The organism is Corynebacterium sp. HMSC072D12 (genome assembly GCF_001813925.1).
In the GTDB taxonomy this organism is placed as follows: domain Bacteria; phylum Actinomycetota; class Actinomycetes; order Mycobacteriales; family Mycobacteriaceae; genus Corynebacterium; species Corynebacterium aurimucosum.
Genome location: NZ_KV814380.1, coordinates 1 through 23,957 on the forward strand (window position 1 = coordinate 1; position 23,957 = coordinate 23,957).

The following is a 23,957-nucleotide window of genomic DNA, read 5'->3' on the forward strand; positions in this document are numbered from 1 at the left end:
TAGGGTGTCCACTAAACGAGGGTAACCTCACTTTGAGCTCATACGTCGAAGAGGCGGTCCGCGCTGCCCTCAAGAAGGAATCCCGCATCAGTACCGAAGACACCCCCGTTAACCTGCCCTCCTTCGATTGCGGCGGACCGGCTCTAGTTGATCTCAGCGACAAAGAAGCTGTGTGGGCGGTGCTCGATGATCATTCCTGATGTCAACATTCTCGTTTATGCCTTCCACTCCGCTGCACCGCAACATAAACCCGCTCAACAATGGTTAAGTAGTGCTCTAAATCGACATGAAACAATTGGACTCCTGGATGTTGTGGCAACGGGCTTTCTTCGAGTCATGACGAACCACAAGCTTTTTCACAAACCACTTACCGCCCAGCAAGCGCTGACTGCACTCAATACCATTTTAGAAGCCCCAAACGGCACCCTTTTAAGCTCCAGCCCAGGAACCTGGACAACCTTCACTGAATTGGCGCGCTTGCACAAACTTAAAGCCAGCGACATCCCCGATGCCTGGATAGCTGCGGCCGTAATAGAAGAAGAAGCAACCCTACTGAGCCAAGATCAGGGCTTTGCCCGCTACCGAGATCTGCGCTGGCACCCGCTTCCAGAATGACAACAACAAAACGCAGAACCCGAGCCACCGGTGAAACGATGACTCGGGTTCTGTAGTTTGCGGAGACGAGAGGATTTGAACCTCCGGACCTACGCAAGTAAGTCAACTCCTTAGCAGGGAGCCCCATTCGGCCGCTCTGGCACGTCTCCAGCGATTCGCAATGAACCGTCCATCACTCTACCTGAGCGCTTCCCCTATGGACAAAATCGGGCTTCCCTATTCTTTCCCTGAAGCGCCGCATGCAGCTTGAGGGCCACGTAGAGAGCCGCGCAACGCCAGCCGTCATCCAGCACGCCGGGCCCGAGAATCTCACGCACGCGGTCTAGGCGGTAGTGCAGCGTGGCGCGGTGGATGTAGAGCGCATTAGCGGTCGCAGAAACGTTGCGGGAATGCTCAAAATAGGTCAGCAGGGTGTGCCAGTAGGAGTTGCGGGGGTCGTCGAGAAGCACCGCGGCATCCGGGCTCATCGCCACCACCGTCGCGGGGGTCAGCTCCCACCCGCGCAGCAGGCGCCACGCGCCGGCCTCCTCCCAGCGCAGTGAATCCTGGCCGCAGAGCTTGGCCACGTCCGCCATGAGTCGCGCCTGCGGGGCCGTCGGCGCCGAGCCGCGCGCCACTACCTCGGCGCCGGCGACAAGCGCGGCACTCTGTAGCTCCTCCATGAGGGCCTCGGTGTCCTTGTCATCGCGCCGGCACTCAACGAGCACGAGGGAATCATGAGAGTCCGCGACCAAGAAGGGCCGGCGCACCAACGGGCGGGCAAGTTCCACGGCCACCGCGCGCTGATCCCCCTCCACCAGCACGCGATGCACGGTCAGCTCGCCATCAGAGGGCAAAAGATCGCGCTCCCGCGCACCCGCCAGCGCGGCAGGATCACCGGTGAGCACCTCGCGAGCCAGCTCGCCGAGCTGTTGGGCGCGGGCGGCGAGGGGCGCATCGCGTTCGTCGATAAGCCTGGCTAGCGGAGCCGTTAAAGAACCGAGGCGGACCAGGGAAGCATCACCCAGCGCGGGCTCATCAATAATCCACAGGTAGCCCACGAGCCGATCCTCATGACGCAGGGGGATGACTACGCGGGCCAGCATGTCATAGCGCGGGTTGGCGGGCAGGCGAACCGGCAGCACAGCCTCTTGAATACCGAAGCTCAACATCCACGGGATCGGCTCTGGGGGCGGGGTGCGGTTAAGAATAGAGGCCGCACGGTTCTTATCGATGGCACCAATCTGGGCACTGGCGACAATCACCGCGATGGCGGGGGTAGTCACCTCGACGGAGCGCTGCAGGATCTGGGCGCATTCGTCGACGATATCCTGAATGCTCGTCAGCTGCGGGGGTGTCACTTTTGACATATGTCAAAGATACTTCCGAATATTGTCTAGTGACAAACAAAACTGTGGTGCGCAATAATCTCCTACAGTTCAATGACTCACGTCACAGATATACGTTCATGAAGGGCGTCTACATGACCACAACCAACAATTCCGTCAGGGCACAGGACGTTGTCGCCAGCGACAACGCCAGTACAGACGACGGCCTGCAGCGCGGCATGAAGTCGCGCCATCTGCAGATGATCGCTTTTGGCTCGTGCATCGGCACGGGCCTCTTCTTAGGCTCCGGCGCCTCCATCCAGGAGGCCGGTCCGGGTGTTATCGCCGCCTATGCCATCGGCGGTTTCATCATCTTCCTCATCATGCGCATGCTCGGTGAGATGGCCGTGGAGCACCCCGTCGCCGGCTCTTTTAGCGCCTACGCCCGCGAATACATCGGCCCCATCGCCGGCTTTGTCACTGGTTGGAACTGGTGGTTTACCACCATCGTTGTCGGCATGGTGGAGCTTACCGCCGCTGGCACCATCATGGATTTCTGGTTCCCCGGCATCCCGCACTGGCTCACCGCCCTCGTCGCTCTCGTCATCGTCACCGCCATCAACCTGGTGCACGTCGGCGCCTTCGCCGAGGCAGAATTCTGGCTTTCGCTCATCAAGGTTGCCGCGCTCATCCTCATGATCGTCGTCGGCGCGGCCATCATCTTTGGCCTCACCCCGGAGCCGGCCCTGGGCTTAAGCAATATCACCGAGCACGGCGGTTTCTTCCCCAACGGTGCCTCCGGTGTGCTCTTTTCCCTCGTCGCTGTTATTTTCTCCTTCGGCGGCATCATCTCCATCGGCACCGCCGCGGGCGAGGCGCAGGATCCCGCTAAAAGCCTGCCCAAGGCCATCAACAACGTGATCTGGCGCATCCTCATCTTCTACGTCGGCGGCATCGGCATCATCGTGCTGCTCGCTCCGTGGAACGAACTCGATACTTCCACCTCACCCTTCGTACGCGCGCTGAGCACCCTAGGTATCACGGCTGCCGCCACGGGCCTCAACCTCATCGTGCTCGTCGCCGCCGTCTCCGTGTTCAACACCATGACCTTCTCCGGCGCGCGCATGTTGCGGGATCTCTCCCGCGGCGGCCAAGCTCCGCCCTTCTTCAACTCCGTCAGCGCTAAGGGCGTGCCGGTTCGCGCCCTGCTCTTCAACTCCCTGCTCATGGGTTCTGCCGTGCTGCTTAATTTCCTCTTCGAGGGCAAAATCCTGATTGTTCTCCTCGCCATCATCGTGGGCGCGGAGCTCATCTCCTGGTCCGCCATCGCCGTAGCTCACCTGAACTTCCGCAAACGCTGCCCGGATGCTGCTTTCCGCGCGCCCCTCTACCCCATCGCTAACTACCTGTGCTTGGCCTTCTTCGCCCTCGTCATCGCTTTGATGTTCATGCTGCCGGACTACCGCACCGGTGCCATTGTCCTACCCTGTTGGATTGTGACCTTGGCACTCATCTGGCTGGGGAAGAAGCGCCACGACGCACGAAACACATAGAAAGGACCCTCTCATGCAGACCACCATTGGTGATTTCATCCTGGACCGCCTCAAGGCCATCGGTATTACTGAAATCATCGGCGTGCCCGGTGATTTCAACCTGAGCTTCCTCGAGCAGATCGAGGCCTCCGAGGGCATCCGCTTCGTCGGCGCCTGCAACGAGCTCAACGCCGCCTATGCCGCTGACGGCTACGCCCGCCAACGCGGCGTGGGCTGCCTGCTCACCACCTATGGCGTGGGCGAGCTTTCCGCGCTCAACGGCATTGCGGGCGCACGTGCCGAGCACGTCCCGCTGGTGTCGTTGGCAGGCGCGCCGCCGCAGTATGCGACCGAATTCCGCTGGAACCTGCACCACTCGCTTGCCGACGGCGACTTTGCCAACATGCTCGATTCCTTCGCGCCCTTCACCGAAGTGGCCACGCGCGTGTCCCCCATGAACGTGGTCGAGGAATTCGACCGCGCCCTGCATACCTGCCTGCGCGAGAAGCGCCCGGTCCACATCCAGATTCCTTCCGATATCACGCACCTGACCATCGAGGTCCCCGACGAGCCTTTCTCCACCAAGCTGGCACCGTCCGATCCGGAGCGCCTGAACACTGCCGCGGACTACGTGCTGGAGCACTTGGCGAAGGCCAAAGACCCGATCATCCTCATCGATCAGGACACCAACCGCCACGGTTTCACGGAGAAGCTCCGCGCCATCATCGACAAGGCCCAGCTGCCTTACTCCCAGCTTTCCTCCGGCAAGGCCATCCTGTCTGAGCGCCACCCGCTGTTCATCGGCACCTATAACGGTGCGGCCTCCGCACCAGGCGTGCAGGAACGCATCGAAAAATCCGACTTCCTGGTCACCACGAACCCGCGCTTCATCGAGGTCAACTCCGGCTCCTTCACCCACAACCTGGCCGACGCCCGCGTCTATAACTTCGGCGACCAGCACCTCAACGCCGACGGCGAGTTCTTCGTGGGCATCAATACGCTGGAGCTTCTCGACGTCCTCCTCGACCGCATCCAGGAAGCCGAGGCGTCGCCAAGCGCGGCCTTCGAACCCGAGCCCTTCGAGCCGAACCCGGATGCCCCGCTGACCCAGGAGCGCATCTGGCCGCAGATGCTCGGCTTCATCCAGGACGATGACGTGGTCATCGCCGAAGCCGGCACCTCCAACATTGGCTTGGGCCAGCAGCGCATGCCCGAGGGCGTGCAGTACATCAACTCCACCATCTGGGGATCCATCGGCTTTACCCTGCCGTGCGTCCTCGGCTCCCAGCTGGCCAACCCGGAGCGCCGCCATGTTCTCTTCATCGGTGATGGCTCCTTCCAGCTCACCGCCCAGGAGCTGTCCACCATCCTGCGCCAGAACTTGAAGCCCATCATCGTGTTGGTGAACAACGATGGATACACCATCGAGCGCTACATCCTGGGCATGGAACGCGAATACAACGAGATCCAGATGTGGGATTACACGGCTCTGCCGAAGGCCTTCATGAAGGACACCACGATGGAGTCCTACGTGGCCTCAACCGAAGGCGAGCTGGCGAAGGCCCTAGACGACATCGCTGCTCACCCAGAGCGCGGCGCCTTCCTTGAGGTGCGCCTTGATGCTTTCGACGCGCCGAAGGGCCTTCAGGCCTTCGGGCCGCAGACCGCTGACTTCGACTTCGGGCCTCGTGGGCCCCGCAACGCCTAAGGTAGAAAACATGATTCGACCAGACCTTTCCTCCCTGCCCGCCTACGTTCCCGGAAAGAACGCCGAGCACGCCTTGAAGCTCTCCTCCAATGAGGCAACTCAGGAGCCGCTGCCCGGCGCGCTCAAGGCCATGGAAGCTGCAGCCGCGCACGTCAACCGCTACCCGGATATGGGCGCGGTGGAAATCCGCAAGGCGCTCGCCGAAAACCTCGGCGTCACACCGGAGCAGGTCACCTGCGGCGCGGGTTCCTCCGCCATCTGCCAGCAGCTGGTGCAGATCACCTCGGTGCCCGGTGATGAGATTGTCTTCCCCTGGCGCTCCTTCGAGGCTTATCCCATCTTCGCGCAGGTCGTGGGCGCTACCCCGGTCAAGGTCCCGCTCACCGCGGATCACCGCGTGGACTTGGAGGCCATGGCGGCTGCCATCACGGACAAGACCCGCCTGATCTTCGTGTGCAACCCGAATAACCCCACCGGCTCCATCATCACCAAGGAGGAGCTCGACGCCTTCCTGGCCAAGGTCCCGAAGGACGTCATCGTGGCGCTCGATGAGGCCTACATCGAGTACAACCGCAACGACGCCGTCCCGCTGGCCACCGACTACGTCCACACTCACGACAACGTCATTGGCCTGCGCACCTTCTCCAAGGCCTATGGCCTGGCCGGCATCCGTTTAGGCTATGCCTTCGGCAACGCCGAGATCATCGAGGCGCTAAGCAAGGTGGCCATCCCGTTCTCCGTGAACTCGGTGGCACAAGCTGGCGCTGTGGCCTCGCTGGCCGCCCAGAAGGAGCTGCGTGAGCGCACCGACGAGACCGTGGAGCAGCGCGACCGCCTGGTGGAGCACTTCGCCGACTTTGGTGTGCCGGAATCCCAGGCCAACCACATCTGGCTCGCCGCCGACTCCATTGCGAAGCTGGGCTCCCCGCAGGACGTTGCTGCACAGCTTGCCGAGAATGACGTTCTCGTCCGCGCCTTCCCTGAGGGCGTGCGCATTTCCGTCACCACAGCTGAGGAAACCGACATCCTGCTTAAAGCCTGGGACGCTGCCTTCGCTGCAGAGGAGTAGTTTCCGCGTTAGAGTGCAGTTGTGAAGACATTTATCAATTTTGCACTCAACGTCATTGCCGTCGCGGTGGCCTTCTGGGCCGTGGTGGCGATTGTCCCCGGAATCGACATCGTCCCCGCTAGCACCCAGAATTTCCTGCTCATCGCGGCGGTCTTCATCATCGTCAATGAGGTCGTCACCCCGGTGCTCCGCTTCCTCGGCGCCCCGCTGACCTGCCTCACCCTGGGCCTCTTCGCGCTCGTCATCAACGGCGCGGTCCTGCTCCTCGTCAGCGCGCTGATGGATTCACTCGTCATCGACGGCTGGGGCGCCGCCATCATCGGCGCGATTGTTCTCGCGATCGTTTCCGGCGTGGTGAACTTCTTCACCAGCCCGCTGCGAACTCGACACTAACCCCCAGCGAAAGGCGGGAGGACGTCGACGCGGGAGGCGTCGGCAAGCACGGCGTCCTCGGTAGCGCTCGCACCATCCACCAGGAAGGTGCAGCGCTCCAGCACCTCCGCGAAGCTCATTCCGGCCTCGGTGCTGCCGGTATGCCGAGCACGCAACACGTCGAGCAACTCCCCCAGCGTCGCTGCCTGCGCTGTGTCCTGCGCGCGCCCCGCGGCGGCGCGGGCTGCGGCAAAGTAGCGTATGTCAACCATGGTTGCCACTATGCCAGCCTCCGTGACAGGAAGGAACCTGATGCGCACCTATGAGGAACACCTCGCCGCCGTTCGCGCGGCCCTTCCGCAACCCCGGGTGGTGTCCACTCCCCTGAACAGCGCCTTCGGCCGACGCGCCGCCGCGACGTACCGCGCCGAACACAACCTGCCGCCTTTCGATAATTCACAGATGGATGGCTATGCGCTGCCCACCACAGACGGTGGAACCTTCACCGTCGGCCGCACTATCGCGGCGGGGGATCCCCCGGGCTCGCTCGAGCAAGGCACCGCCCTGCCCATCATGACCGGCGCGAAAATCCCCGAGGGCACCGTCACCATCGTCCCCGTCGAGCACTGCGAGCCCCCACGCTTCCCGGAGGAAGGCGCCACGGTCACGGTGCCGGCAGCCCCTGAGCAGTTCATCCGCCGCGCGGGCTCCGACGTCAAGGCAGGCACAACGCTCATCAACGAGCACGCGCTTCTCGACGCCCCCTCCATCGCCACCCTCGCCTCCCAGGGCCTGACCGAGGTCCTCACCGTCGCGCCCGCCCGCATCCTCATCTGTACCGGTGGCGCTGAAATAGGTGGCGAAGGTGGGGCCACCATCCCCGATTCCAATGCGCCAATGCTCGCAGCTTTGGCCAGGCAGTATGGCATCGACGTGGCTGGCTTCGTGCGCACGAACGACGATCCTTCTGCCCTGCGCGCGGACCTCGCCGAAGCAGTCATTACCCACCGCCCCGATGTCATCGTCACCTCCGGTGGCATCTCCCATGGAAAATTCGAGGTCATCCGCCAAATCTTCGAAGAAGACGGCTGGTTCGGCCACGTGGCGCAACAGCCGGGTGGCCCGCAGGGCCTGTCCCGCCTTGGCGACGTCCCCGTAGTCTGCTTTCCCGGCAACCCCATCTCCACGCTGGTGAGCTTCCGCCTCTATTTGGCACCCGTCCTTGGCCATGCCTCAGAGCCGGTTCGCGCGCACCTTGTTGAATCCGCAGACGGACTCAACAACCGCGAGCAGTTCCGCCGTGGAACTATCAGTATTTCCGATGGCACAGCCCACGCCTCCTTCCTCGGCGGCACCAGCTCCCACCTAATGTCCCAGGCCATCGGCGCTAACGCCCTCATCCGTATCCCGGCTAACACGCAGCTTTCAGCCGGCGACCTCGTGGAGGTGTTCCCGCTCTCATGACCCGCCGCGCACTCGTTATTGTTGCCTCAACCCGCGCCGCCGCCGGCGAGTACGAGGACCGTTCCGGACCCATCTTGGTGAACTTCCTGCGTGAACAGGGCTTCGATACCCCGGAGCCTGTCGTCGTCGCGGACGCCGACATCGACTCCGCCCTGGCCACTGCCTTCACCGAATCTCCCTCCGTCATCCTCACTTCCGGCGGCACCGGCATCACACCGGATGACCGCACCGTCGAAGCACTCGCCCCACACCTCGAGCGCGAGCTCCCCGGCCTGGCCCACGCCTTCTACGCGCACTCGACCACCATTCCCACCGCGGCACTCTCGCGTACCGTTGCTGGCGTATCGCACAAAACCTTCGCCATGGCCCTGCCCGGCTCGACGGGCGCTGCCAAGGACGGCTGCGCGGTCCTCGAACCGGTACTTAACCACATCATCAACCAGCTGGAAGGCATCAATGAGCACTAACTTCGGCTTACTCGGCGCCCACATCAGCGCTGAGCCTATCTCAGCCCCCGACATCGCCACCGCTGAAACCGGCGCCGTCGTTTTATTCGACGGCATCGTGCGCAACCACGACTCCGGCCGGGGTGTGAAACTCCTGACCTACACCGCGCATCCCTCAGCCCAGCAGGAAATCGAGCGCGTGGCCGCTGAAGTCGCTGCTGCCTTCCCCACCGTGCGCCTCTGGTGCGCACACCGTACTGGCCCACTAGAAATTGGCGAGTCCGCCTTCCTCGTCGCCGCCGCCTCCGCGCACCGCAAGGACGCCTTCGAGGCTGCTTCGACCTGCGCCGACCGCGTCAAGGCGGAAGTCCCCATCTGGAAGGAACAGCTGCATACCGATGACACCACCACGTGGGTAGGCCTGGAATAAACAGTTGTATGCACTGTCGGAATTCGGTACGGACGGGAAATGGGCTTAGATCCAGAAAGTGAAAGCGCAATGCTCATAGCACTACTTCGAAAACTCCTAGCGGTTTGCGCTCTAGGCGTCTGTGCACTTGTCGTTTCTTCGTGCGCGCAAGAGCGTTCACAGACATCGAAATCTTTTGCCACTTGGGAATGGGGCGGGATCGCTAGGGCTGTCTCTGTGACTCCTTCCGTAAATAATCACAATTATGTTTTTGGAACGAGCACTGATGAGGTGGACTCTCTCGCTGAACTTGCATCGGTGTATAACCCTTCGATGGAGAGGCTCGGTGAAGGGTATGTGGCTCCAGATAAGGATCAATTGGTTGTCTTTGATTCAGATTTTCGCAAACAATCTGAGAAACCTCTCGCAGGTTTAGGTCTACCGACCCAAACAGCTTCTGCTGGTTCTGTGGACAATAAAGCAGCAGTGTTTGTTTTTAACGAAGGCATGAGCGATAGTCCGTATGCGAGCCGCATAGTGCTCGCAACTAAGGAATCTACAAGCACGGTAACTCGCGATAGGAGACCAGTCGCGTTAAGGGCTTGTACTGATGAAAAAGCTGTCTGGATAGAACGTGATGAAGATGACGGAAGCGGTTTAACGCTTGTGCGTATGGGAGTCGACGGGTTGTTGTCTGAATCTCGCCTTGATATACCTGCCGGAACAGTCGCATCCGAATACTTCTCTGCTCTTGGGTGCGGGAAAGAAAAATCATATATTTCTTTTCCTGACGATACTGGTGGTGCGTATGTTGTCTCGGTTGGTACCTCGAATGAAAAACCAACTTTAAAACACGAAGGAAATATCGAAAGGCTGCCGATACCAGGCGTAAATAGGTCCTCTCGCTACGAAGAAGGAAGCGTGTCGTACTTTACGAGTCGAGGAACGATCGTGGCACTTGATCTCGAGCGTCAGGAAGTTAAAGAAACTGAACCGCTAATCGGCGCAGATCGCCGTCCTGTATCTGCAACTATCGACGGCGGAAATCTATATATCGTGACTCAGCCGATTGAAGGTGCTGAGGAGCTTCGCGTACATTCTTTTACATTCAAAGACCCAGCTGCGGATAAGGATGGCGCGCATATCGCGAAGCTTAGCCAGCTTATGCAAGGTGGTACTGCAAAAGGTGCATACACAATTCCGATGTCTATTTACCCTTTCGATAAACGGACGGAATAATGCCTAGAAGAGCTTTATTTTCTGCTCTTTACCTCGCATGGAAATCGCAAGTCCACTGCCTGGCTGATGCGCCTAGCCGACATTTCTGACAAAGATGAACTCGTCATCAAGGTCAACACACTGGTGGCCATCAAGGGCGTGCATGACGTTCGAGTGAGCGTCGAGGTAGGACGAAGCACGATTCCGCCAGAGCTTAGAATATCGACACCAACCGGGATTGAAACCGAATTCTTTAATCAGAATCCACTGCAGGAAACAATAGAAATCAAGGCAAAAGTCTAGGAAAACTCGGAGCACTTCAGAATGAGTTCACGCTACGCACGTCAGGAAGCTCTCTGGGGAACCTCCACTCAGCAACGGCTTCACGCTTCAACCGTCGCCGTCATCGGCGCCGGTGGCTTGGGCTCGCCTGCCCTTCTCTACCTGGCAGGCGCAGGCGTGGGGCGCATCCTGCTTTTCGACGACGACACCGTCTCCCTCTCCAACCTGCACCGCCAAGTCATCCACAGCACAGCAACCGTAGGCCAGCCCAAAACCGAATCCGCCGCCGCGGCCTTGAACGCCCTCAACCCAGAGTGCACCGTCGAGCAGTTCTCACGCCTCACACCCGATACCGCCTTGGAGCAACTGCGCGGCGCTGACCTCATCATCGACGGCACCGATAACTTCTACTCCCGCCACCTGGCCTCCTGGGCCGCCCATGAGCTGGGCATTCCGCACGTGTGGGCATCGCTGCTGGGATACGACGCGCAGCTCACCGTCTTCCACTCCGGCCACGGCCCGGTCTACGAGGACCTCTTCCCCACCGACCCGCAGGTACCCTCCTGCTCACAGGCCGGCGTGATGGGACCGGTCGTCGGCGTGGCCGGCTCCGCCCTAGCCGTGGAGGCGCTTAAGCTCCTCACCGGCATCGGCACCCCGCTCATCGGTACGCTGGGCTACTACGATTCCCTCGTCGGGACCTGGGAATACATCCCCGTGCGCGCGAACGGCGCCACCCCGGCGCGCCCCGACAACCCCACCGACGTCCGCGAGATCCCTGAGGACGCCACGCTTATCGACGTCCGCACCGCCCCCGAACGCGCTCCCTCCCTCATCCCCGGCTCGCAGCATCTTCCGCTCGATGACATCCTCGCCGGCCACAACCCGCCCCTAGACCCCGCCGACCTCGCCGTCCTCTACTGCGCCAGCGGCCTGCGCTCCTCCCAAGCAGTCGAGGCCCTGCGCGCCCGTGGCTTCAGCAACGTCTACTCGCTGCGCGGCGGCATCGATGCCTGGCAAGAACACATTTCTGAGCTTGAGTCCGAAGCCGCTACCGCGCATCGCGGCGAAGTGGAGACCATCTCTCTGGATGACCTAGAGGCCGAGCAGGACCTGGACGACTAGCTTCGCGCCGCTCGCTATGAGATTTTCTAACCCCGTAGCCGGCAGCGTCACCTTCTCGACACCCCTGCCACATGGTCCCTTTAGTTTGGTCCCCATACTCTGGTCCCTACTCACCGCAAAGGGACCTTTTACCGTCAGTTTCCTGCGCCCAGATGGTCCTTTTGCTCAGTGAAAGGACCAAAGTAAAGAGACCAATTTGAAGGGACCATTTACAGCTCCCCTTCATCGACCAATCAGCCCCAAGAGTCCGCACTACTTGCCCCACAAAAGGTTCCCTTCACCAGGTTCTAGTCAGCTGGTTTGTTTGCACCCAAACGAACCATCTACCTAGGCGCAGATGGTTTACTTGCCCCCAAGCGAACCTTATGACTGGAACCATGTAAGAATCCGACTCCCGCAGCGCAACCAACAACAGGCAACCTTGTAAGCTCACTGCCATGAGAAGCCGCCAGTATTACGTCGCCACCGCTATCGTATGTGCTCTCACGCTGGTGTACATGCTGCTGCGCTGGGATTCGGTGCCTGATCCCATCCCGGTCCACTTCGATGGCTCGGGCAACCCGGACCGCTTCGAACCCAAGTCTTTCTTCAACGCCACCGCCTTGGTGTGGATCGGCGTTGTCTTCGCCATTGCACTGCCGCTGTGCGTGCCACCGGTCTCGCTGGCGCGAAAGACAACACGGGTTCCGGCGGAGTCAGCGCTTCCTTTCTCCGAGGCCACCGCACAGCGCGCGGAGCTGCTCGCTGAAAAGACCGCCACGTTCATCGCTCAGACAGTCCTCTCCATGACGACCTGCGTGTGCCTCACCGCGGTCTGCACGGTTGTACCGGACATCCCCTTCTCGGGCTTTCTCCTCGTGGCCGCGTGGATAGCCTTCACCCTGTTCATCATGATTCAAGGCGTCCGATTGACGCTGACATCTGCGAAGGCCGTGAAAGCCATACCAACCGACGATGATGAACAGGTTCGCAACGAAGCACTCCGCTTTGCCGGTGGCATGGGAGTCTACAAAGAACCTAAAGACCCGATGTGCATGGCAGTCTTTTCCACGAATCCTTCGAAGCTGCAGATCAACACCGCCCACGAACCGGGACGGCGCTACCTGTGGCGCATGGGCATTGCCCTTCTCGTATCCATAGCATTCTGCGTGCTCATCGCCGTACTCTAGATGCATGGAGCACCTGTTTGAGCGCGCACACTCGATTCTTTCTGATGCCACCCACGTTGAGGTGTTCACCGGCGCGGGTATGAGTGCGGATAGCGGCATCGCCACATACCGCGATGCGCAGACGGGCATCTGGGAGAACGTGGATCCGGTCGCGATGGCGTCGATAAGCGCATGGCGTAATGAACCAAAGCCCATGTTCGCCTGGTACCTGTGGCGCGCCCAGCTGGCGCAGCGGGCCGAACCCAACGCCGGGCACCGCGCGATTGCTGCCGCACGCGGCATGACGGTGACCACGCAAAATATCGATAACCTGCACGAGCGCGCCGGAAGCCAGGACGTGGTCCACCTACACGGCTCCCTATTCGCCTTCCGCTGCACCGACTGCGATACACCGTACGACGAGGACATTGCGCTGCCGAAGGAACCGGTCGAGAGCATCACTCCACCCGAGTGCCCCGTGTGCGGCGGGCTCGTACGCCCAGGCGTGGTGTGGTTCGGTGAGGCTTTGCCCAACGACGAATGGGCCGAGGCCGAACGCCGCATGTCCACCGCGGACGCGCTGCTCATTGTGGGCACCTCCGGCGTGGTCTACCCCGCTGCCGGCCTGCCGCAGATTGCCCACGCACGCGGCATCCCCATCGTGGAAGTCACCCCGCAGCCCACGGATCTCTCGCCGCTTGCCAGCGTGGTGGTCACCGCCACCGCAGCGGAGGCGCTGCCTCGCATTTTGGCGGGGCGGATCGATGGCAAAGACGAGTAGCAACCAGAAATCCCGCGACCCTTGCCCACCAAAATGTACAAGATGTACATTCGTTGTATGAAAACGATGTCAGTGGCATCCAGCCAGTTTCGCCAATCCCAAAGCCAAATTCTTGAAGAGGCACAGCACACGCCCGTCGCCATCACTAGTCGTGGAAGCCGGATTCGCGCTTTTGTCGTCTCTCCTTCATTTTTCGCCCGCGCAGTCGAAGCACTGGAAGATCGTGAGGATGTTCAGGCCGCTGAGATTGCCCGAGGAGAAGCCGCAGAGATTTCACACGAAGACCTCAAAAAAGAACTCGGACTCACCTAATCGCCTTCTATGGCTAACTCCACTTATCGAATCACCTATAAAGCATCCGCAGCCAAGGAATTACGCAAGCTCGACAGACCGACACAGAGGCGACTACTTGCTGCAATCGAAGACTTGGCCGTTACCCCTCGCCCTGATGGAGTAAAGAAGCTAAGAGCCTCAGACGACCTGTACAGAATTCGAGTCGGACACTATCGCGTAGTTTATGAAATCTTAGACGGAAAACTCGTGGTGCTCGTCCTGCGCATTGCTCACCGACGAGATGTTTACCGGAAATAGGTAAAATTCCTCTCAGATAAACAAAACCGGTTCCACCCTGCCAGAAGGTGAATACTCCACTTCGATCGGAAGATAGTTCTTACACAGCTAGATCGATGTCGTGCTCCTTAGCCTTTCCGTCTAGCACTTGCTCGTAAGACTCCAATAGCCGGCGAGCATTGACTGGGGAGCCGAAAAGATAATCAGTCTCTACCCACGCCGAATAGTTATCCTCTGACATCACGAAACCGCCTTCCTTACCACAACCATTATTCCCCCCGAGAGGAGATGAATCCATGCTCTACCTAGTTCCAGGAGCCTTAGCGGGAATCGTCTTTTATGTCATTCTCGCAGCAGTGAGCTGGGCTATCGAGAAAGCTTGGCCGCAATGCCACCTTGGAGCGCATAGCCGGTTGGTCATCCACTGCCTTGTCGCGATTGCATTTTCGATTTTCCTCGTCGTGGCTGGCGGCGGCGGAAACTCGGCCACCCACCTGCAAATTAGCGGATTCCTACTGGCAGGATGCGTTCTGAGCTTCGTTACAGCCGCATGGGACAGAAGCAAAGCCGCTACAAATGACCCCCAAAACAATTGGCGGAGGCGGCGGGATTTGAACCCGCGGTGAGTTTCCCCACGCTGGTTTTCAAGACCAGTGCATTCGGCCGCTCTGCCACGCCTCCTCGTCACGCGTCAGCATGCACCGCGCGCAACACGTTCAGAGTACTAGACTCCGCCGCGGGAGAAGAATTCGCCTCATCACGTTGTGCAAAGCGCAACCTACTGAAAGCCATTGCCGCATATACCTTGCTCTGGTTTACTCGGGCCTATGCAGACAGTCGATACCCTCATCATCGGCAGTGGCGCGGCCGGCCTTCAGGCAGCACTGGTCATGGTCCGCGCCCGCCGCAGTGTCCTCGTTGTTGATTCCACCACTCCCCGCAATCGCTTCGCCCACGAAATCCATGGTGTCATCGCCCTCGAGGGCACACCACCACTCGAGTTCCAGGAGCGCGGTAAGGAGCAGCTGCGCAACTACGGCGTACAGATCGTCAACACCACCGTGGATTCCGTCACCGATAATGACCGAACACTCACCGCCACATTGAGTAATGGAGATACCGTCGCGGCCCGCTCCATCATCGTCGCCAGCGGTGTGGACGACGTACATCCAAACATCCCGGGACTCGAAGAAAACTGGGCAGATACAGTCCTCCACTGCCCTTACTGCCACGGGTTCGAGGTCGCCGACAAGAAGCTCGGTGTTCTCTGCATCGGCGAGTTCTCCCTGCACCATGCAGCGCTCCTGCGCCAGTGGTCCAAGGACATCACCTTCTTCACCAACGGCATGAAGCTCACCGAGGAACAGCGCGCTGACCTGACCCGGCGGGGCATTGCGCTTGTCGACGGCCCCGTCACCGCCTTCCAGGACGGAAAAGTCCTGGTTGGGAGCACAACCCATGCCGTCGATGCACTGTTCTACATGCCTGTCCCTCACCCGCACGATGAGTTTCTCGCTGACCTCAACCTTGACCGCCACAGCCCGCCGTCGGGCATGGGCGGCAGCCTGATCAAAACGGGCCTCGCCGGTGCCACCAGCCACCCGCGCATCTGGGCGGTGGGCAACGTGGTCAACCCACCGGCACAGGTCGCGGTAGCGATGGGCGAAGCCAACGCCGCAGCCATCGCGGTCAATGCCTTCCTGGTCGAGGATGATTGGATTTAAGTACGGTGGTGTGGCATGAAAGCCATCATTCAGACCAATCTGGACGACCCGCACTCGCTGGAGTTGGGGGATGTCGCCACACCAGAACTAGCTGCCGGCGAAGTCCTCGTTAAAGTCAAAGCCGCCGGCGTAAACCGCGCCGACCTGCTCCAGGCCCGCGGGCACTACCCGCCGCCGCCGGGTGCTTCGGAGATTATCGGCCTCGAAGTCGCCGGTGAAGTCGTCGACGCAGGCGACACCGACGTCGCGGTTGGCTCCAAGGTCGGCGCGCTACTGGCCGGCGGCGGCTATGCCGAATACGTCGCCGTACCCAAGGGCCAACTGCTGCCCATCCCCAACGGCTATTCCTTTGCCGAGGCCGCCTCCGTCATCGAAGTGGCCTGCACCGTGTGGTCCAATATCGCGATGGAGGCGAAACTAAACAAGGGCCAAACCATCCTCATCCACGGCGGCGCGGGAGGTATCGGCACCTTCGCCATCCAGGTGGCGAAAAACCTCGGCGCCACCGTCGCGGTGACGGCTGGCTCGGACGAAAAACTCGAGACCTGCAAGGAACTCGGCGCGGACATCCTCATCAACTACAACGAACAGGACTTCGCCGAGGAACTGAAGAACCAGTGCGATGTCATCCTCGACATCATGGGCGCGAAGTACCTCAAGAAGAACCTCATCGCGCTGGCTAAGGGCGGCCACATGGTCACCATCGGAATGCAGGGTGGCACGAAGGCCGAGCTCAACATGGCCATCCTCCTCAACAAGCGCCTGACCCTGCAGGGCACCACGCTGCGCTCCCGCTCGTTGGAGGGCAAGGCCGCCATCGTTGCGGACACCGTCAAAAATGTCTGGCCCTGGCTAGAGAACGGCAGCGTCAAGCACCACCTGCACGCGACGTATGCGCTTGCTCGCGCCGCCGAAGCCCACAAAGCCCTCGACTCCGGCGAGGTCACGGGCAAGCTCGTCCTCGAGGTCTAAGCCAAAGACGCGACCACGCGGGTGAGGTGCTCGACGTCGTGATAGGTGCTAAACGGACTCAGCGAAACCGTAACGGCACCGCCAACCTCCTCCACACCCATCTCCGTAAGCAGTGGGGTGTGCGGGGCGATGGTAGTCACCAACCCATTATCGAAGAGGCGGCGGTGGATCACGTCCGCAGGCACATCGCGCACGGCGAAGGTCAGGCGCGGGAGGCGGTCATCGGAGGCGTCGGCTGCCGCTTCCCCCGTCACACCAAGGATGTGGACGGCCGGCAGCGTGCCCAACAGACTGTAGAGGTCCCCGGTGAGATCCTCCATATATCCCGCGAGGGCTTGCATCGAACGCGTCAGGCGCACGCGGCGCGAACCGCGCTCCCCGCCGGCGAGTTCCGCCACATGATCCACTAGGGGGCCAACGCCACCCGCCAAGCCCGCGGAAACCGGGCCAACGACAAGCTCATCGAGGCGACGGAACATCGCGGTATCGCGGAAGACCAGCGCTGCCATCTGCGGGCCACCGAGAGCACCCACATCCACGCCGAGGATATCCGCCCCAATCGCATCAAAGTCGAGGAGACGGTAGGGGGCGATCGAGGAGACGTCGACAAGCACCCAGGCGCGCGAACGCTCATGGACCGCATCGATGATCTCCGCGGCCGGTGTTACAGTGCCCAGCAGCTCGTGGGCGGCAGAAAAGGCGACAAAACGTGTAGAGCCATCCACCAGATCAGCGTATTGGAATGCCGGAAGCTCGCCAGTTCCCAAATCCGGCTGCGCCCACCGAATATCAGTACCCAGGTGTGCGAACGCGCTCGTAAACTCCGGAGAATCAAAACGGGAGAGCACCACCGAAGACTGTCGGCGCAACAGCGGGCGCAGTGCAACGCCCAAAGCCTGATACAGCACCGGCAGCGACGGGCCCAGGATGACCCGTTCCGCCGTCGCCCCCGTGAGATCCGCCACTGCCCGGCGCGCGGAAGCATACATGTCCGCCGCGTGGAGCTCTCCGGGGTCGTGGTGCGCCGAGTGCGCGCCCACGGCATCCTCCAGCGGTTTCACCGTGGCGGACATACGGAAAGAACGGGCAACGCCAGAGGCCACGCGTTCTGCAATCTGCGACGCGGCGTGCGCGTTCAGGTAGGTCCAACCATCGGACAGACCAGTGTAAAGACCTCGCACGCTGGCGACGTCATACTGTTCCGTCATGCTTCAACCCTTCCTCGAATCGTCCGATCGACTCCCTACTCTATACGCCCCACGTAAATCTTTCCTAACCCTCGATTTTCCCAGCTCGCTCGTGTTTTCCCAGGTTAAGGGCGTGTGTGTAGGTGTTTGGCGGAGGTGCGCGCTAGGGTGAAGGACGTGCAAGACAAGAAAAACCTGCGTGACGACGTCGCCCGCATGACCTCCGCGCCTGCACCCGGCGAGGAGCCGGCCTCGCGTTCCATGACCATGTCGGCGGCTTTCGCCGATCTGTTGCAAGGCGCGCGCCAGCGCGAGCTGTGGTTCAAGCTGGGCATCCAAGACATCAAGCAGCGCTACCGCCGTTCGGTGCTGGGTCCTTTCTGGATCACCATCGCAACCGGCGTGATGGCCGCGGCCCTGGGCCTGCTGTATTCCATGCTCTTCCAGATCCCGGTTGCAGAATTCCTGCCCCACGTGACCGTGGGCTTGATTATGTGGAACTTCATTTCGGGCGCCATTAAGGAAGGCTCGACAGTCTTCATCGACAACGAGGGCCTGATCAAACAGCTGCCCGCACCACTGTCGGTGCACGTCTACCGCCTAGTCTGGCGGCAAACCCTCTTCTTGGGCCACAACCTCATCATCTGGCTGCTGCTCATTCTTATCTTCCCGCGCCACTTGGGCTGGGAGTTCTTCCTGTTCATCCCGGCGCTAGGACTCTTCCTGGTTAACGGCGTGTGGGTAGCCATGTTCTTCGGCATCATCGCCACCCGCTTCCGTGACGTTGCCCCGCTGCTGGAGGCTCTGACCCAGCTGCTTTTCTACGTCACGCCGATCGTGTGGATGACCAACACCCTGAAGGAGCAGGGAGGTGCCGTGGCCAGCCGCGCGCGCATCGCTGAGATCAACCCGCTCTACCACTACATGGAGATCATCCGCGCCCCTATGATCGGCGAGCCCGTCGCCGGTTATCACTGGCTCATCGTCATCGGCTGTACCGTCGCCGGCCTGCTCATCGCCGGCCTGGCCATGCGCCAGTGGCGCTTCCGCGTCTCCTACTGGGTCTAGAAAGGATCGTCCATGGTTTCCATTGATACGTATAACGCTTGCGTGGACTTTCCCATCTTTGATGCCAAGTCCCGTTCTCTCAAGAAGGCGATGCTCTCCACGGCCGGTGGCTCCATTGGCAAGAATGACCAGAACGTGGTCATGGTGGAAGCGCTCAAAGACATCAACCTCCACCTGCGCGAAGGTGACCGGGTGGGCCTCGTCGGCCACAACGGCGCGGGCAAAACCACTCTGCTGCGCCTGCTCTCCGGCATCTACGAACCCACGCGCGGTGCTGCCGACGTCCGTGGGCGCGTCGCCCCCGTCTTCGACCTCGGCGTGGGCATGGACCCAGAGGTCTCCGGCTACGACAACATCATCATCCGCGGCCTCTTCTTGGGCCAGACCATCAAGCAGATGAAGGCCAAGATGGATGAGATCGCGGAGTTCTCTGAGCTGGGTGATTACCTCTCCATGCCGCTGCGCACCTACTCCACTGGTATGCGCGTGCGCCTAGCGCTGGGCGTGGTGACCTCCATTGAGCCAGAGATCCTGCTTCTCGACGAAGGCATCGGCGCCGTCGACGCTGCTTTCATGGCCAAGGCCCGCGTCCGCCTTCAGGACCTGGTGAAGCGCTCCGGCATCCTGGTCTTTGCTTCCCACTCCAATGACTTCCTGGCCCAGCTGTGCGATACCGCCCTATGGATCGACCACGGCCAGATCCGCTCGGTGGGCGAGGTCTCCGACGTCGTCGGCGAGTACGAAGGCCCTAAGGTGGGCCAGTACGTGCGGGATCTGCGTAAGCGCTTCGATAACGAGGAGAACGTTTAGCCCCTGCTACCTGCCTCGTTGACATATTGCGCGTCAATCATCCACGTTCCACGCTGTCGGAAGGCCGGAATGGTACCCCGCGCCGCCTTATTGGCGGCGACGGACCCAGAGACACCGTTAACCTTTGCCCATTCCGACAGGCGAATTACCCTCGGCGCGGTCAGCAGCGTGATGCGCTTGTGCAAGGACTCGACGAGTTGCCGCGCGATAAGTGTGCTCAATGCAGAAAAGTCCCCACTCACCGGGTAGCCACGGAACACTGGGTAGTAGTGGCGCTCTTTTCCCTTGTTCGGAATGATGATGGGCGGCGCCCCTAGCTCTAAGAGTTGTTGATTGATAATGACGCGCCCGATGCGCCCATTGCCGTCTGAAAAAGGATGGATGGTTTCAAATTCCGCGTGGAACCGCGCGATTCGGTCAACAAAGAAGTTAGTGTCCTCGTAGTATTCGGCAATGGCTGTGTCCACCAGCCTGTCCACGTATTCAGGGTTGGCTCCCATATGAGCGCCCACGCGAACCCACTCCCCCCTTCGACGAAAGCGCCCCGCCCAGTCGTCATTGATGCCGCGAAGCAACATACGATGCAGTCGCAGAATGAGGTTTGCATCGAGCTTACCGACGCCCCGAATAAGTTCCTCAGTCACGTCCGCCAGGTTTTTGGCTTCAAAAACTTCTCGTAAATCGTGCGGCCTAGCGGTAAACCCCGCCAAGATGTTCTCGGTCTCCTCCAAAGTCAGCGTGGAATTCTCAATGGCGTTCGAGTTATACACCGACTCCGCCACTTCTGCGCGTGCTATCTCCGCGACGGCCTCGGGGGCGTCCTCCCGCAACGCCGCATACCGATCAAGAAGAGCGTCGATTTTTGAGGCGGACCGCGCGTTAAGCATGCCAACATTCTACAAGTTTCCGTGAAATTGAGTGGAAACTCTCCCATTTTCACGATTTATTCCTCAAACTGCGAAGTTGGCTCCCAACATCGCGCGCAGTTCCTCACTCATCCCGGCCACAGCTACTTCAGGCCCCGGCTGGTAATCCTCCTTGCGCAACACGGCCTTGTTGCCTTCGATGGTGTAGCCCAGCTTGCGCGATACAGCCTGGGAAGCCGCGTTCCCCGGCTCCCACTCCGAGCGCAACCGGCGTGCGCCCAGGTAATCAAAACAGAAGACCGCAGCGGCGTGACGAACCTGCGTACCCATCCCGCGGCCCTGAAGGCGGTGGTAAATCCACGACCCCGTTTCCACCTCACCATTGTCAGCAAAGCTCTTGGCCCGCAGATCCACTGAGCCAATGACTTCACCATCAAGATGTACGCCGAAGTCGAGCGACCATTCTTCCGGGGACATCTGTGCGCGATGCGCCCACCGGAAACTCGGATCAGGCTTCTGCTTCAACCACGGGAACGTGTACTCCGGAAGCGGCTCGCCGAAAATCTCAGCGGCGCTAACCCCATGAATGGCGGCGATGTCACTATCGCGCAGCACCCGCAGACTCAGCTCACCCACGTGGATGGAAACCCGAAAAGGAGCCCACATTTCTTCAACGCTTCTCACGGTCATGAGATAACTGTACTTTGCGTAGAACTCACCTTTAGTCTCATGCACTGGAAATATGCATACCCCCTGTATGGGTGAATCACGAAAGAAACTTTTTCTATTTGCTTCTTTTCTCAGATCCTTTCAAGTTAAAATCGTCGCGAGCCTGAATCACAGGCACTGTTCTCTCTTAACCCTAAGGAGCCCTATCATGAAGCGTTTCGCCGCTGGCGTTGTAGCCGCTGCTACCGCACTGTCCCTGTCCACTGGTGTTGCCTCTGCACAGACCGAAGGCGATTGGGAAGACCTCGGCACCCTCGTCGGCGCTGGCATCGTCGCAGGCGTAAACGGCGTCTCCGAACCCCACGAGGGATCTGCCAAGATCAGCTCGGATGCCATCAAGGATATGGACTCTGACGCAGCTCGCGGCTCTGCTAAGGCTCATGTTGACTTCAACAAGTCTTCTTGGGAGAACGACGCCAAGAACGGCTACGCTCTGGGCACCACCGCTGACATCCTCTGGGGCGTTGGCATCGCCGCTGCCGTCCTCGGCGCTGCTTACACCGCAGTTCAGAACGGCCTCATCCCGGGCGTTTCCCTTCCGTTCTAATCTGAACGTATCAAGCTTTTAGCTTTGAACTTCTAGCTCCAGTCCTTTGAGGGCTGGAGCTTTTCGCTATCGCCTACTTTTGCATGGGCACTTTCTACACTTTCACTACCTCTTCACTTTCTCTACCTTTCTTCCAAGGAGAACCTCCATGAAGCGTTTCCCCGCCGCTGCCGTTGCTGCCGCTACCGCACTGTCCCTGTCCATCGCCCCGGCTACCGCCGCTGATAAGGGTTCTTCTGAGGTCTCCGAGGCCGAGGTCCTTGGCTACATCTTTACGCAAGGACTCAAGGAAGCCGTCGGTGGCGATGGCTTCGCCTCCTCCGTGGATTACGGCATCGAGAAGGGCGCTGAGGCTATCAGCAGCAAGGAAGGCAGCAGCACCCCTGAAGAAATCAAGGAAGGCCTAGAGACTGCCGGCTCCGCCAAGGATGTTGCCATGTCTTCCCTGAAAAATGACACCGCCAAGGAATACCCGGTGGGCACCACCGCTGAGATCCTCGTTGGCACCTCCATCGCCGCGATTGTGCTCGGCCTCATTGCTGGAGTGGTCAACGCTGTGAACTCCGGATTCATCAAGGTTCCGGGCTTCAACGCCTAAACCTTTGCCACCTCCATGTCACGCACCTGAGCGCCACAGGCGGGTGGCACAATAGAACCCATGACTGCCACCTTGTCCCAGGCCGGTACGACGGCCGCTGTGATCGTCACCCACCAGCGCGTGGAGCTGCTGCGCGCCTCCCTTGAGCAGGTGGTGAACCAAACGCACCCAGTGCAGTGGGTGATCGTGGTGGATAACGGTGCGGAGGCAGCAGTAGAGGAGCTCCTCCACGAACTGGCCGGCGAGCGCGGCGTCTACGTGCCTTCTGAAACCAACCTTGGCGGTGCGGGAGGCTTCGCGTTGGGCTTCCTGACGGCGTTGGCCCTCGGCGCGGACGCGGTGTGGTGCGCGGATGATGATGGCCGCCCAGCCGACCACCACGTGCTAGAGGAGCTCTACCGAGTTGCGGAAAACAACGCACTCCACGAAGTCTCCCCCGCCGTGTGCAATATCGATGAGCCTGCCAAGCTGGCTTTCCCACTGCGCCAGGGCCTGGTGTGGCGGCGCTACATGAGCGAGCTGGAGGGTGACTTTCTGCCCGGCATTGCCTCCCTCTTCAACGGCGCACTCATCTCCGCCGAGGCCATGGAGATCATCGGCGTCCCAGACTACCGCCTGTTCATCCGTGGTGATGAGGTGGAATATCACCGCCGCCTGGTCAACTCGGGTTTAAACTTCGGCACTGCGCTGACCACCAGCTACCTGCATCCGGATGGCTCCGATGAGTTCAAGCCCATCCTCGGCGGAAAAATGCACACGCAATACCCGGAAGGCGAGTTCAAGCGCTTCTTTACCTACCGCAACCGCGGCTACCTTCTGTGGCAGCGCGGCATGCGCAAGTTGCTACCACAGGAATTCGCACGTTTCGGCTGGTTCTTCCTAGTCCAGCAGCATGACGTCAAGGGATTCATGGAATGGCTGCGCCTGCACAACCGCGGACGCAAAGAAGACTTCCGCCGGCCCTAAAACTCAAAGGACTTGCGCGTGCTGCGGAAAATCAGCCACCGCTGCACAAAGAAATTAATCAGCGTTGCCGTGCCCTGGGCAATGACGAAAGCCACCGCCAGTGCCCAGGACGAAGGCCAGTCCAGCGTGTGGTCAAAGAAGGGAAAGGCCCAGCGATACAACAAAATGTTGATCGCATAGGTCATGGCGTAGGTGGCAAAGACCGCAACAAAGCGGCGCTTCGAGGCCCGCGCGTTGAAGGTCCACCGTCGATTCAACAAGTAAGCCACCAAAGTACCGACGGCAAAACCGACGGTCCGCGAGGCTACTTCGCCGAATAACGCTAAACCAATTTGAAAAAGCCAGGTCAGAGAGACGTCGATAAGCGCGGCAATGGCCCCCGTGATCGCAAACTTCGTGCCCTGCGCCTGCAGGGAATTCGACCGTGAGAGGCGTTCGGGCATG

General features: G+C 60.4%; 30 protein-coding genes and 2 tRNA genes. 23 read left to right on the top strand and 9 right to left on the bottom strand.

Features of this window, described 5'->3' with window-relative positions; genetic code table 11:
• Both HMPREF2943_RS00010 and HMPREF2943_RS12055 read left to right on the top strand, forming a co-directional pair.
• The coding region (locus HMPREF2943_RS00010; protein WP_070710412.1) for a hypothetical protein at window positions 1-200 on the top strand (200 nt) is incomplete at its 5' end.
• Window positions 187-615, top strand: coding sequence for a TA system VapC family ribonuclease toxin (locus HMPREF2943_RS12055; RefSeq protein ID WP_083276414.1), 429 nt, complete (start codon window positions 187-189; stop codon window positions 613-615). The genes HMPREF2943_RS00010 and HMPREF2943_RS12055, both read left to right, overlap by 14 nt.
• A 60-nt stretch (window positions 616-675) precedes the next feature.
• Here HMPREF2943_RS12055 and HMPREF2943_RS00015 read toward each other — a convergent pair.
• A tRNA-Ser gene (locus tag HMPREF2943_RS00015) sits at window positions 676-764 on the bottom strand.
• A 45-nt stretch (window positions 765-809) separates the two neighbouring features.
• Window positions 810-1,964: a PucR family transcriptional regulator gene (locus HMPREF2943_RS00020; protein WP_070710415.1), complete on the bottom strand. Its 1,155-nt coding sequence runs from the start codon at window positions 1,962-1,964 to the stop codon at window positions 810-812.
• A 113-nt stretch (window positions 1,965-2,077) separates the two neighbouring features.
• Between HMPREF2943_RS00020 and HMPREF2943_RS00025 the strand changes: the two genes are divergently transcribed.
• From HMPREF2943_RS00025 to HMPREF2943_RS00040, 4 genes are read left to right on the top strand one after another with little or no spacing between them, the layout of a single operon-like run.
• Window positions 2,078-3,475, top strand: coding sequence for an amino acid permease (locus tag HMPREF2943_RS00025; RefSeq protein WP_083313821.1), 1,398 nt, complete (start codon window positions 2,078-2,080; stop codon window positions 3,473-3,475).
• A 13-nt stretch (window positions 3,476-3,488) separates the two neighbouring features.
• Complete coding sequence (locus tag HMPREF2943_RS00030; RefSeq protein ID WP_070710417.1) at window positions 3,489-5,162, top strand: alpha-keto acid decarboxylase family protein; 1,674 nt, start codon at window positions 3,489-3,491, stop codon at window positions 5,160-5,162.
• Window positions 5,163-5,172: 10 nt separating this feature from the next.
• On the top strand, window positions 5,173-6,231 hold the full coding sequence (gene hisC, locus HMPREF2943_RS00035; protein ID WP_070710419.1) for a histidinol-phosphate transaminase: 1,059 nt from the start codon (window positions 5,173-5,175) through the stop codon (window positions 6,229-6,231).
• 21 nt (window positions 6,232-6,252) lie between these two features.
• The gene (locus HMPREF2943_RS00040) at window positions 6,253-6,624 is read left to right on the top strand and encodes a phage holin family protein (RefSeq protein WP_070645473.1); all 372 of its coding nucleotides are present in this window, start codon (window positions 6,253-6,255) and stop codon (window positions 6,622-6,624) included.
• Here the strand turns inward: HMPREF2943_RS00040 and HMPREF2943_RS00045 are convergent.
• Complete coding sequence (locus HMPREF2943_RS00045) at window positions 6,621-6,875, bottom strand: MoaD/ThiS family protein (protein ID WP_070710521.1); 255 nt, start codon at window positions 6,873-6,875, stop codon at window positions 6,621-6,623. The two genes, HMPREF2943_RS00040 and HMPREF2943_RS00045, sit on opposite strands and share 4 nt — an antisense overlap.
• Before the next feature lie 40 nt (window positions 6,876-6,915).
• Here HMPREF2943_RS00045 and HMPREF2943_RS00050 point away from each other — a divergent pair, with 40 nt between their 5' ends.
• The 10 genes from HMPREF2943_RS00050 to HMPREF2943_RS12060 all read left to right on the top strand — a co-directional run bounded on the left by HMPREF2943_RS00050 (window position 6,916) and on the right by HMPREF2943_RS12060 (window position 14,067).
• Window positions 6,916-8,067: a molybdopterin molybdotransferase MoeA gene (locus HMPREF2943_RS00050; RefSeq protein ID WP_070710421.1), complete on the top strand. Its 1,152-nt coding sequence runs from the start codon at window positions 6,916-6,918 to the stop codon at window positions 8,065-8,067.
• Entirely contained in the window at window positions 8,064-8,534 is a 471-nt protein-coding gene (locus HMPREF2943_RS00055) for a MogA/MoaB family molybdenum cofactor biosynthesis protein (RefSeq protein ID WP_070710423.1), read from the top strand. Before HMPREF2943_RS00050 ends, HMPREF2943_RS00055 begins: the two co-directional genes overlap by 4 nt.
• Window positions 8,524-8,943 (top strand): molybdenum cofactor biosynthesis protein MoaE, encoded by a 420-nt coding sequence (locus tag HMPREF2943_RS00060; RefSeq protein WP_070710425.1) that lies wholly within the window; start codon window positions 8,524-8,526, stop codon window positions 8,941-8,943. The genes HMPREF2943_RS00055 and HMPREF2943_RS00060 overlap by 11 nt, the downstream gene beginning before the upstream one ends.
• 216 nt (window positions 8,944-9,159) lie before the next feature.
• Window positions 9,160-10,161, top strand: a complete 1,002-nt coding sequence (locus HMPREF2943_RS12325) for a hypothetical protein (protein ID WP_141756066.1) — start codon at window positions 9,160-9,162, stop codon at window positions 10,159-10,161.
• Window positions 10,162-10,227: 66 nt separating this feature from the next.
• Window positions 10,228-10,443, top strand: a complete 216-nt coding sequence (locus tag HMPREF2943_RS00070) for a hypothetical protein (protein ID WP_070444330.1) — start codon at window positions 10,228-10,230, stop codon at window positions 10,441-10,443.
• 21 nt (window positions 10,444-10,464) lie between these two features.
• Window positions 10,465-11,547 (top strand): ThiF family adenylyltransferase, encoded by a 1,083-nt coding sequence (locus HMPREF2943_RS00075; protein ID WP_246817235.1) that lies wholly within the window; start codon window positions 10,465-10,467, stop codon window positions 11,545-11,547.
• A 437-nt stretch (window positions 11,548-11,984) separates the two neighbouring features.
• Entirely contained in the window at window positions 11,985-12,716 is a 732-nt protein-coding gene (locus tag HMPREF2943_RS00080; RefSeq protein WP_070710427.1) for a DUF1648 domain-containing protein, read from the top strand.
• Between the two features lie 4 nt (window positions 12,717-12,720).
• On the top strand, window positions 12,721-13,476 hold the full coding sequence (locus HMPREF2943_RS00085; RefSeq protein ID WP_070710429.1) for an NAD-dependent deacylase: 756 nt from the start codon (window positions 12,721-12,723) through the stop codon (window positions 13,474-13,476).
• A 57-nt stretch (window positions 13,477-13,533) separates the two neighbouring features.
• Window positions 13,534-13,788: a type II toxin-antitoxin system Phd/YefM family antitoxin gene (locus HMPREF2943_RS00090; protein ID WP_371325752.1), complete on the top strand. Its 255-nt coding sequence runs from the start codon at window positions 13,534-13,536 to the stop codon at window positions 13,786-13,788.
• Window positions 13,789-13,797: 9 nt separating this feature from the next.
• Window positions 13,798-14,067 carry a type II toxin-antitoxin system RelE family toxin gene (locus HMPREF2943_RS12060; protein WP_083308526.1) on the top strand — a complete coding sequence of 90 codons (270 nt, stop codon included), beginning with the start codon at window positions 13,798-13,800 and terminating at the stop codon, window positions 14,065-14,067.
• 79 nt (window positions 14,068-14,146) lie between these two features.
• Here the strand turns inward: HMPREF2943_RS12060 and HMPREF2943_RS12440 are convergent, their stop codons facing one another.
• On the bottom strand, window positions 14,147-14,287 hold the full coding sequence (locus HMPREF2943_RS12440) for a type II toxin-antitoxin system Phd/YefM family antitoxin (protein WP_168163677.1): 141 nt from the start codon (window positions 14,285-14,287) through the stop codon (window positions 14,147-14,149).
• A gap of 352 nt (window positions 14,288-14,639) precedes the next feature.
• Window positions 14,640-14,727 (bottom strand) — tRNA-Ser (locus HMPREF2943_RS00100).
• 146 nt (window positions 14,728-14,873) lie between these two features.
• Here HMPREF2943_RS00100 and HMPREF2943_RS00105 point away from each other — a divergent pair.
• Both HMPREF2943_RS00105 and HMPREF2943_RS00110 read left to right on the top strand, forming a co-directional pair.
• Window positions 14,874-15,770, top strand: a complete 897-nt coding sequence (locus tag HMPREF2943_RS00105) for an NAD(P)/FAD-dependent oxidoreductase (protein ID WP_070710431.1) — start codon at window positions 14,874-14,876, stop codon at window positions 15,768-15,770.
• A gap of 15 nt (window positions 15,771-15,785) precedes the next feature.
• Window positions 15,786-16,742, top strand: coding sequence for an NAD(P)H-quinone oxidoreductase (locus tag HMPREF2943_RS00110; protein WP_070710433.1), 957 nt, complete (start codon window positions 15,786-15,788; stop codon window positions 16,740-16,742).
• On the opposite strand, the gene HMPREF2943_RS00115 is transcribed toward HMPREF2943_RS00110, so the two are convergent.
• Complete coding sequence (locus HMPREF2943_RS00115; RefSeq protein ID WP_070710435.1) at window positions 16,739-17,950, bottom strand: aminotransferase class V-fold PLP-dependent enzyme; 1,212 nt, start codon at window positions 17,948-17,950, stop codon at window positions 16,739-16,741. The genes HMPREF2943_RS00110 and HMPREF2943_RS00115 overlap by 4 nt on opposite strands.
• Before the next feature lie 195 nt (window positions 17,951-18,145).
• Between HMPREF2943_RS00115 and HMPREF2943_RS00120 the strand changes: the two genes are divergently transcribed.
• Window positions 18,146-18,997, top strand: coding sequence for a galactan export ABC transporter permease subunit Wzm/RfbD (locus tag HMPREF2943_RS00120; protein ID WP_070444741.1), 852 nt, complete (start codon window positions 18,146-18,148; stop codon window positions 18,995-18,997).
• Window positions 18,998-19,009: 12 nt separating this feature from the next.
• Entirely contained in the window at window positions 19,010-19,807 is a 798-nt protein-coding gene (locus tag HMPREF2943_RS00125; protein ID WP_070710437.1) for a galactan export ABC transporter ATP-binding subunit Wzt/RfbE, read from the top strand.
• Here HMPREF2943_RS00125 and HMPREF2943_RS00130 read toward each other — a convergent pair.
• Both HMPREF2943_RS00130 and HMPREF2943_RS00135 read right to left on the bottom strand, forming a co-directional pair.
• Window positions 19,804-20,694, bottom strand: a complete 891-nt coding sequence (locus HMPREF2943_RS00130; protein ID WP_070710439.1) for a Fic family protein — start codon at window positions 20,692-20,694, stop codon at window positions 19,804-19,806. The genes HMPREF2943_RS00125 and HMPREF2943_RS00130 overlap by 4 nt on opposite strands.
• 63 nt (window positions 20,695-20,757) lie before the next feature.
• Entirely contained in the window at window positions 20,758-21,363 is a 606-nt protein-coding gene (locus tag HMPREF2943_RS00135) for a GNAT family N-acetyltransferase (protein ID WP_070444348.1), read from the bottom strand.
• Between the two features lie 187 nt (window positions 21,364-21,550).
• On the opposite strand from HMPREF2943_RS00135, the gene HMPREF2943_RS00140 reads away from it, so the two are divergent.
• From HMPREF2943_RS00140 to HMPREF2943_RS00150, 3 genes are all read left to right on the top strand, one after another.
• Complete coding sequence (locus HMPREF2943_RS00140) at window positions 21,551-21,949, top strand: hypothetical protein (protein WP_070444350.1); 399 nt, start codon at window positions 21,551-21,553, stop codon at window positions 21,947-21,949.
• A 148-nt stretch (window positions 21,950-22,097) separates the two neighbouring features.
• Window positions 22,098-22,547, top strand: coding sequence for a hypothetical protein (locus tag HMPREF2943_RS00145; RefSeq protein WP_070710441.1), 450 nt, complete (start codon window positions 22,098-22,100; stop codon window positions 22,545-22,547).
• Window positions 22,548-22,607: 60 nt separating this feature from the next.
• Window positions 22,608-23,513, top strand: coding sequence for a galactofuranosyltransferase GlfT1 (locus HMPREF2943_RS00150; protein WP_070444354.1), 906 nt, complete (start codon window positions 22,608-22,610; stop codon window positions 23,511-23,513).
• On the opposite strand, the gene HMPREF2943_RS00155 is transcribed toward HMPREF2943_RS00150, so the two are convergent.
• Window positions 23,510-23,956 carry a GtrA family protein gene (locus HMPREF2943_RS00155; RefSeq protein ID WP_070644679.1) on the bottom strand — a complete coding sequence of 149 codons (447 nt, stop codon included), beginning with the start codon at window positions 23,954-23,956 and terminating at the stop codon, window positions 23,510-23,512. The two genes, HMPREF2943_RS00150 and HMPREF2943_RS00155, sit on opposite strands and share 4 nt — an antisense overlap.
• Window position 23,957: the final 1 nt, after the last annotated feature.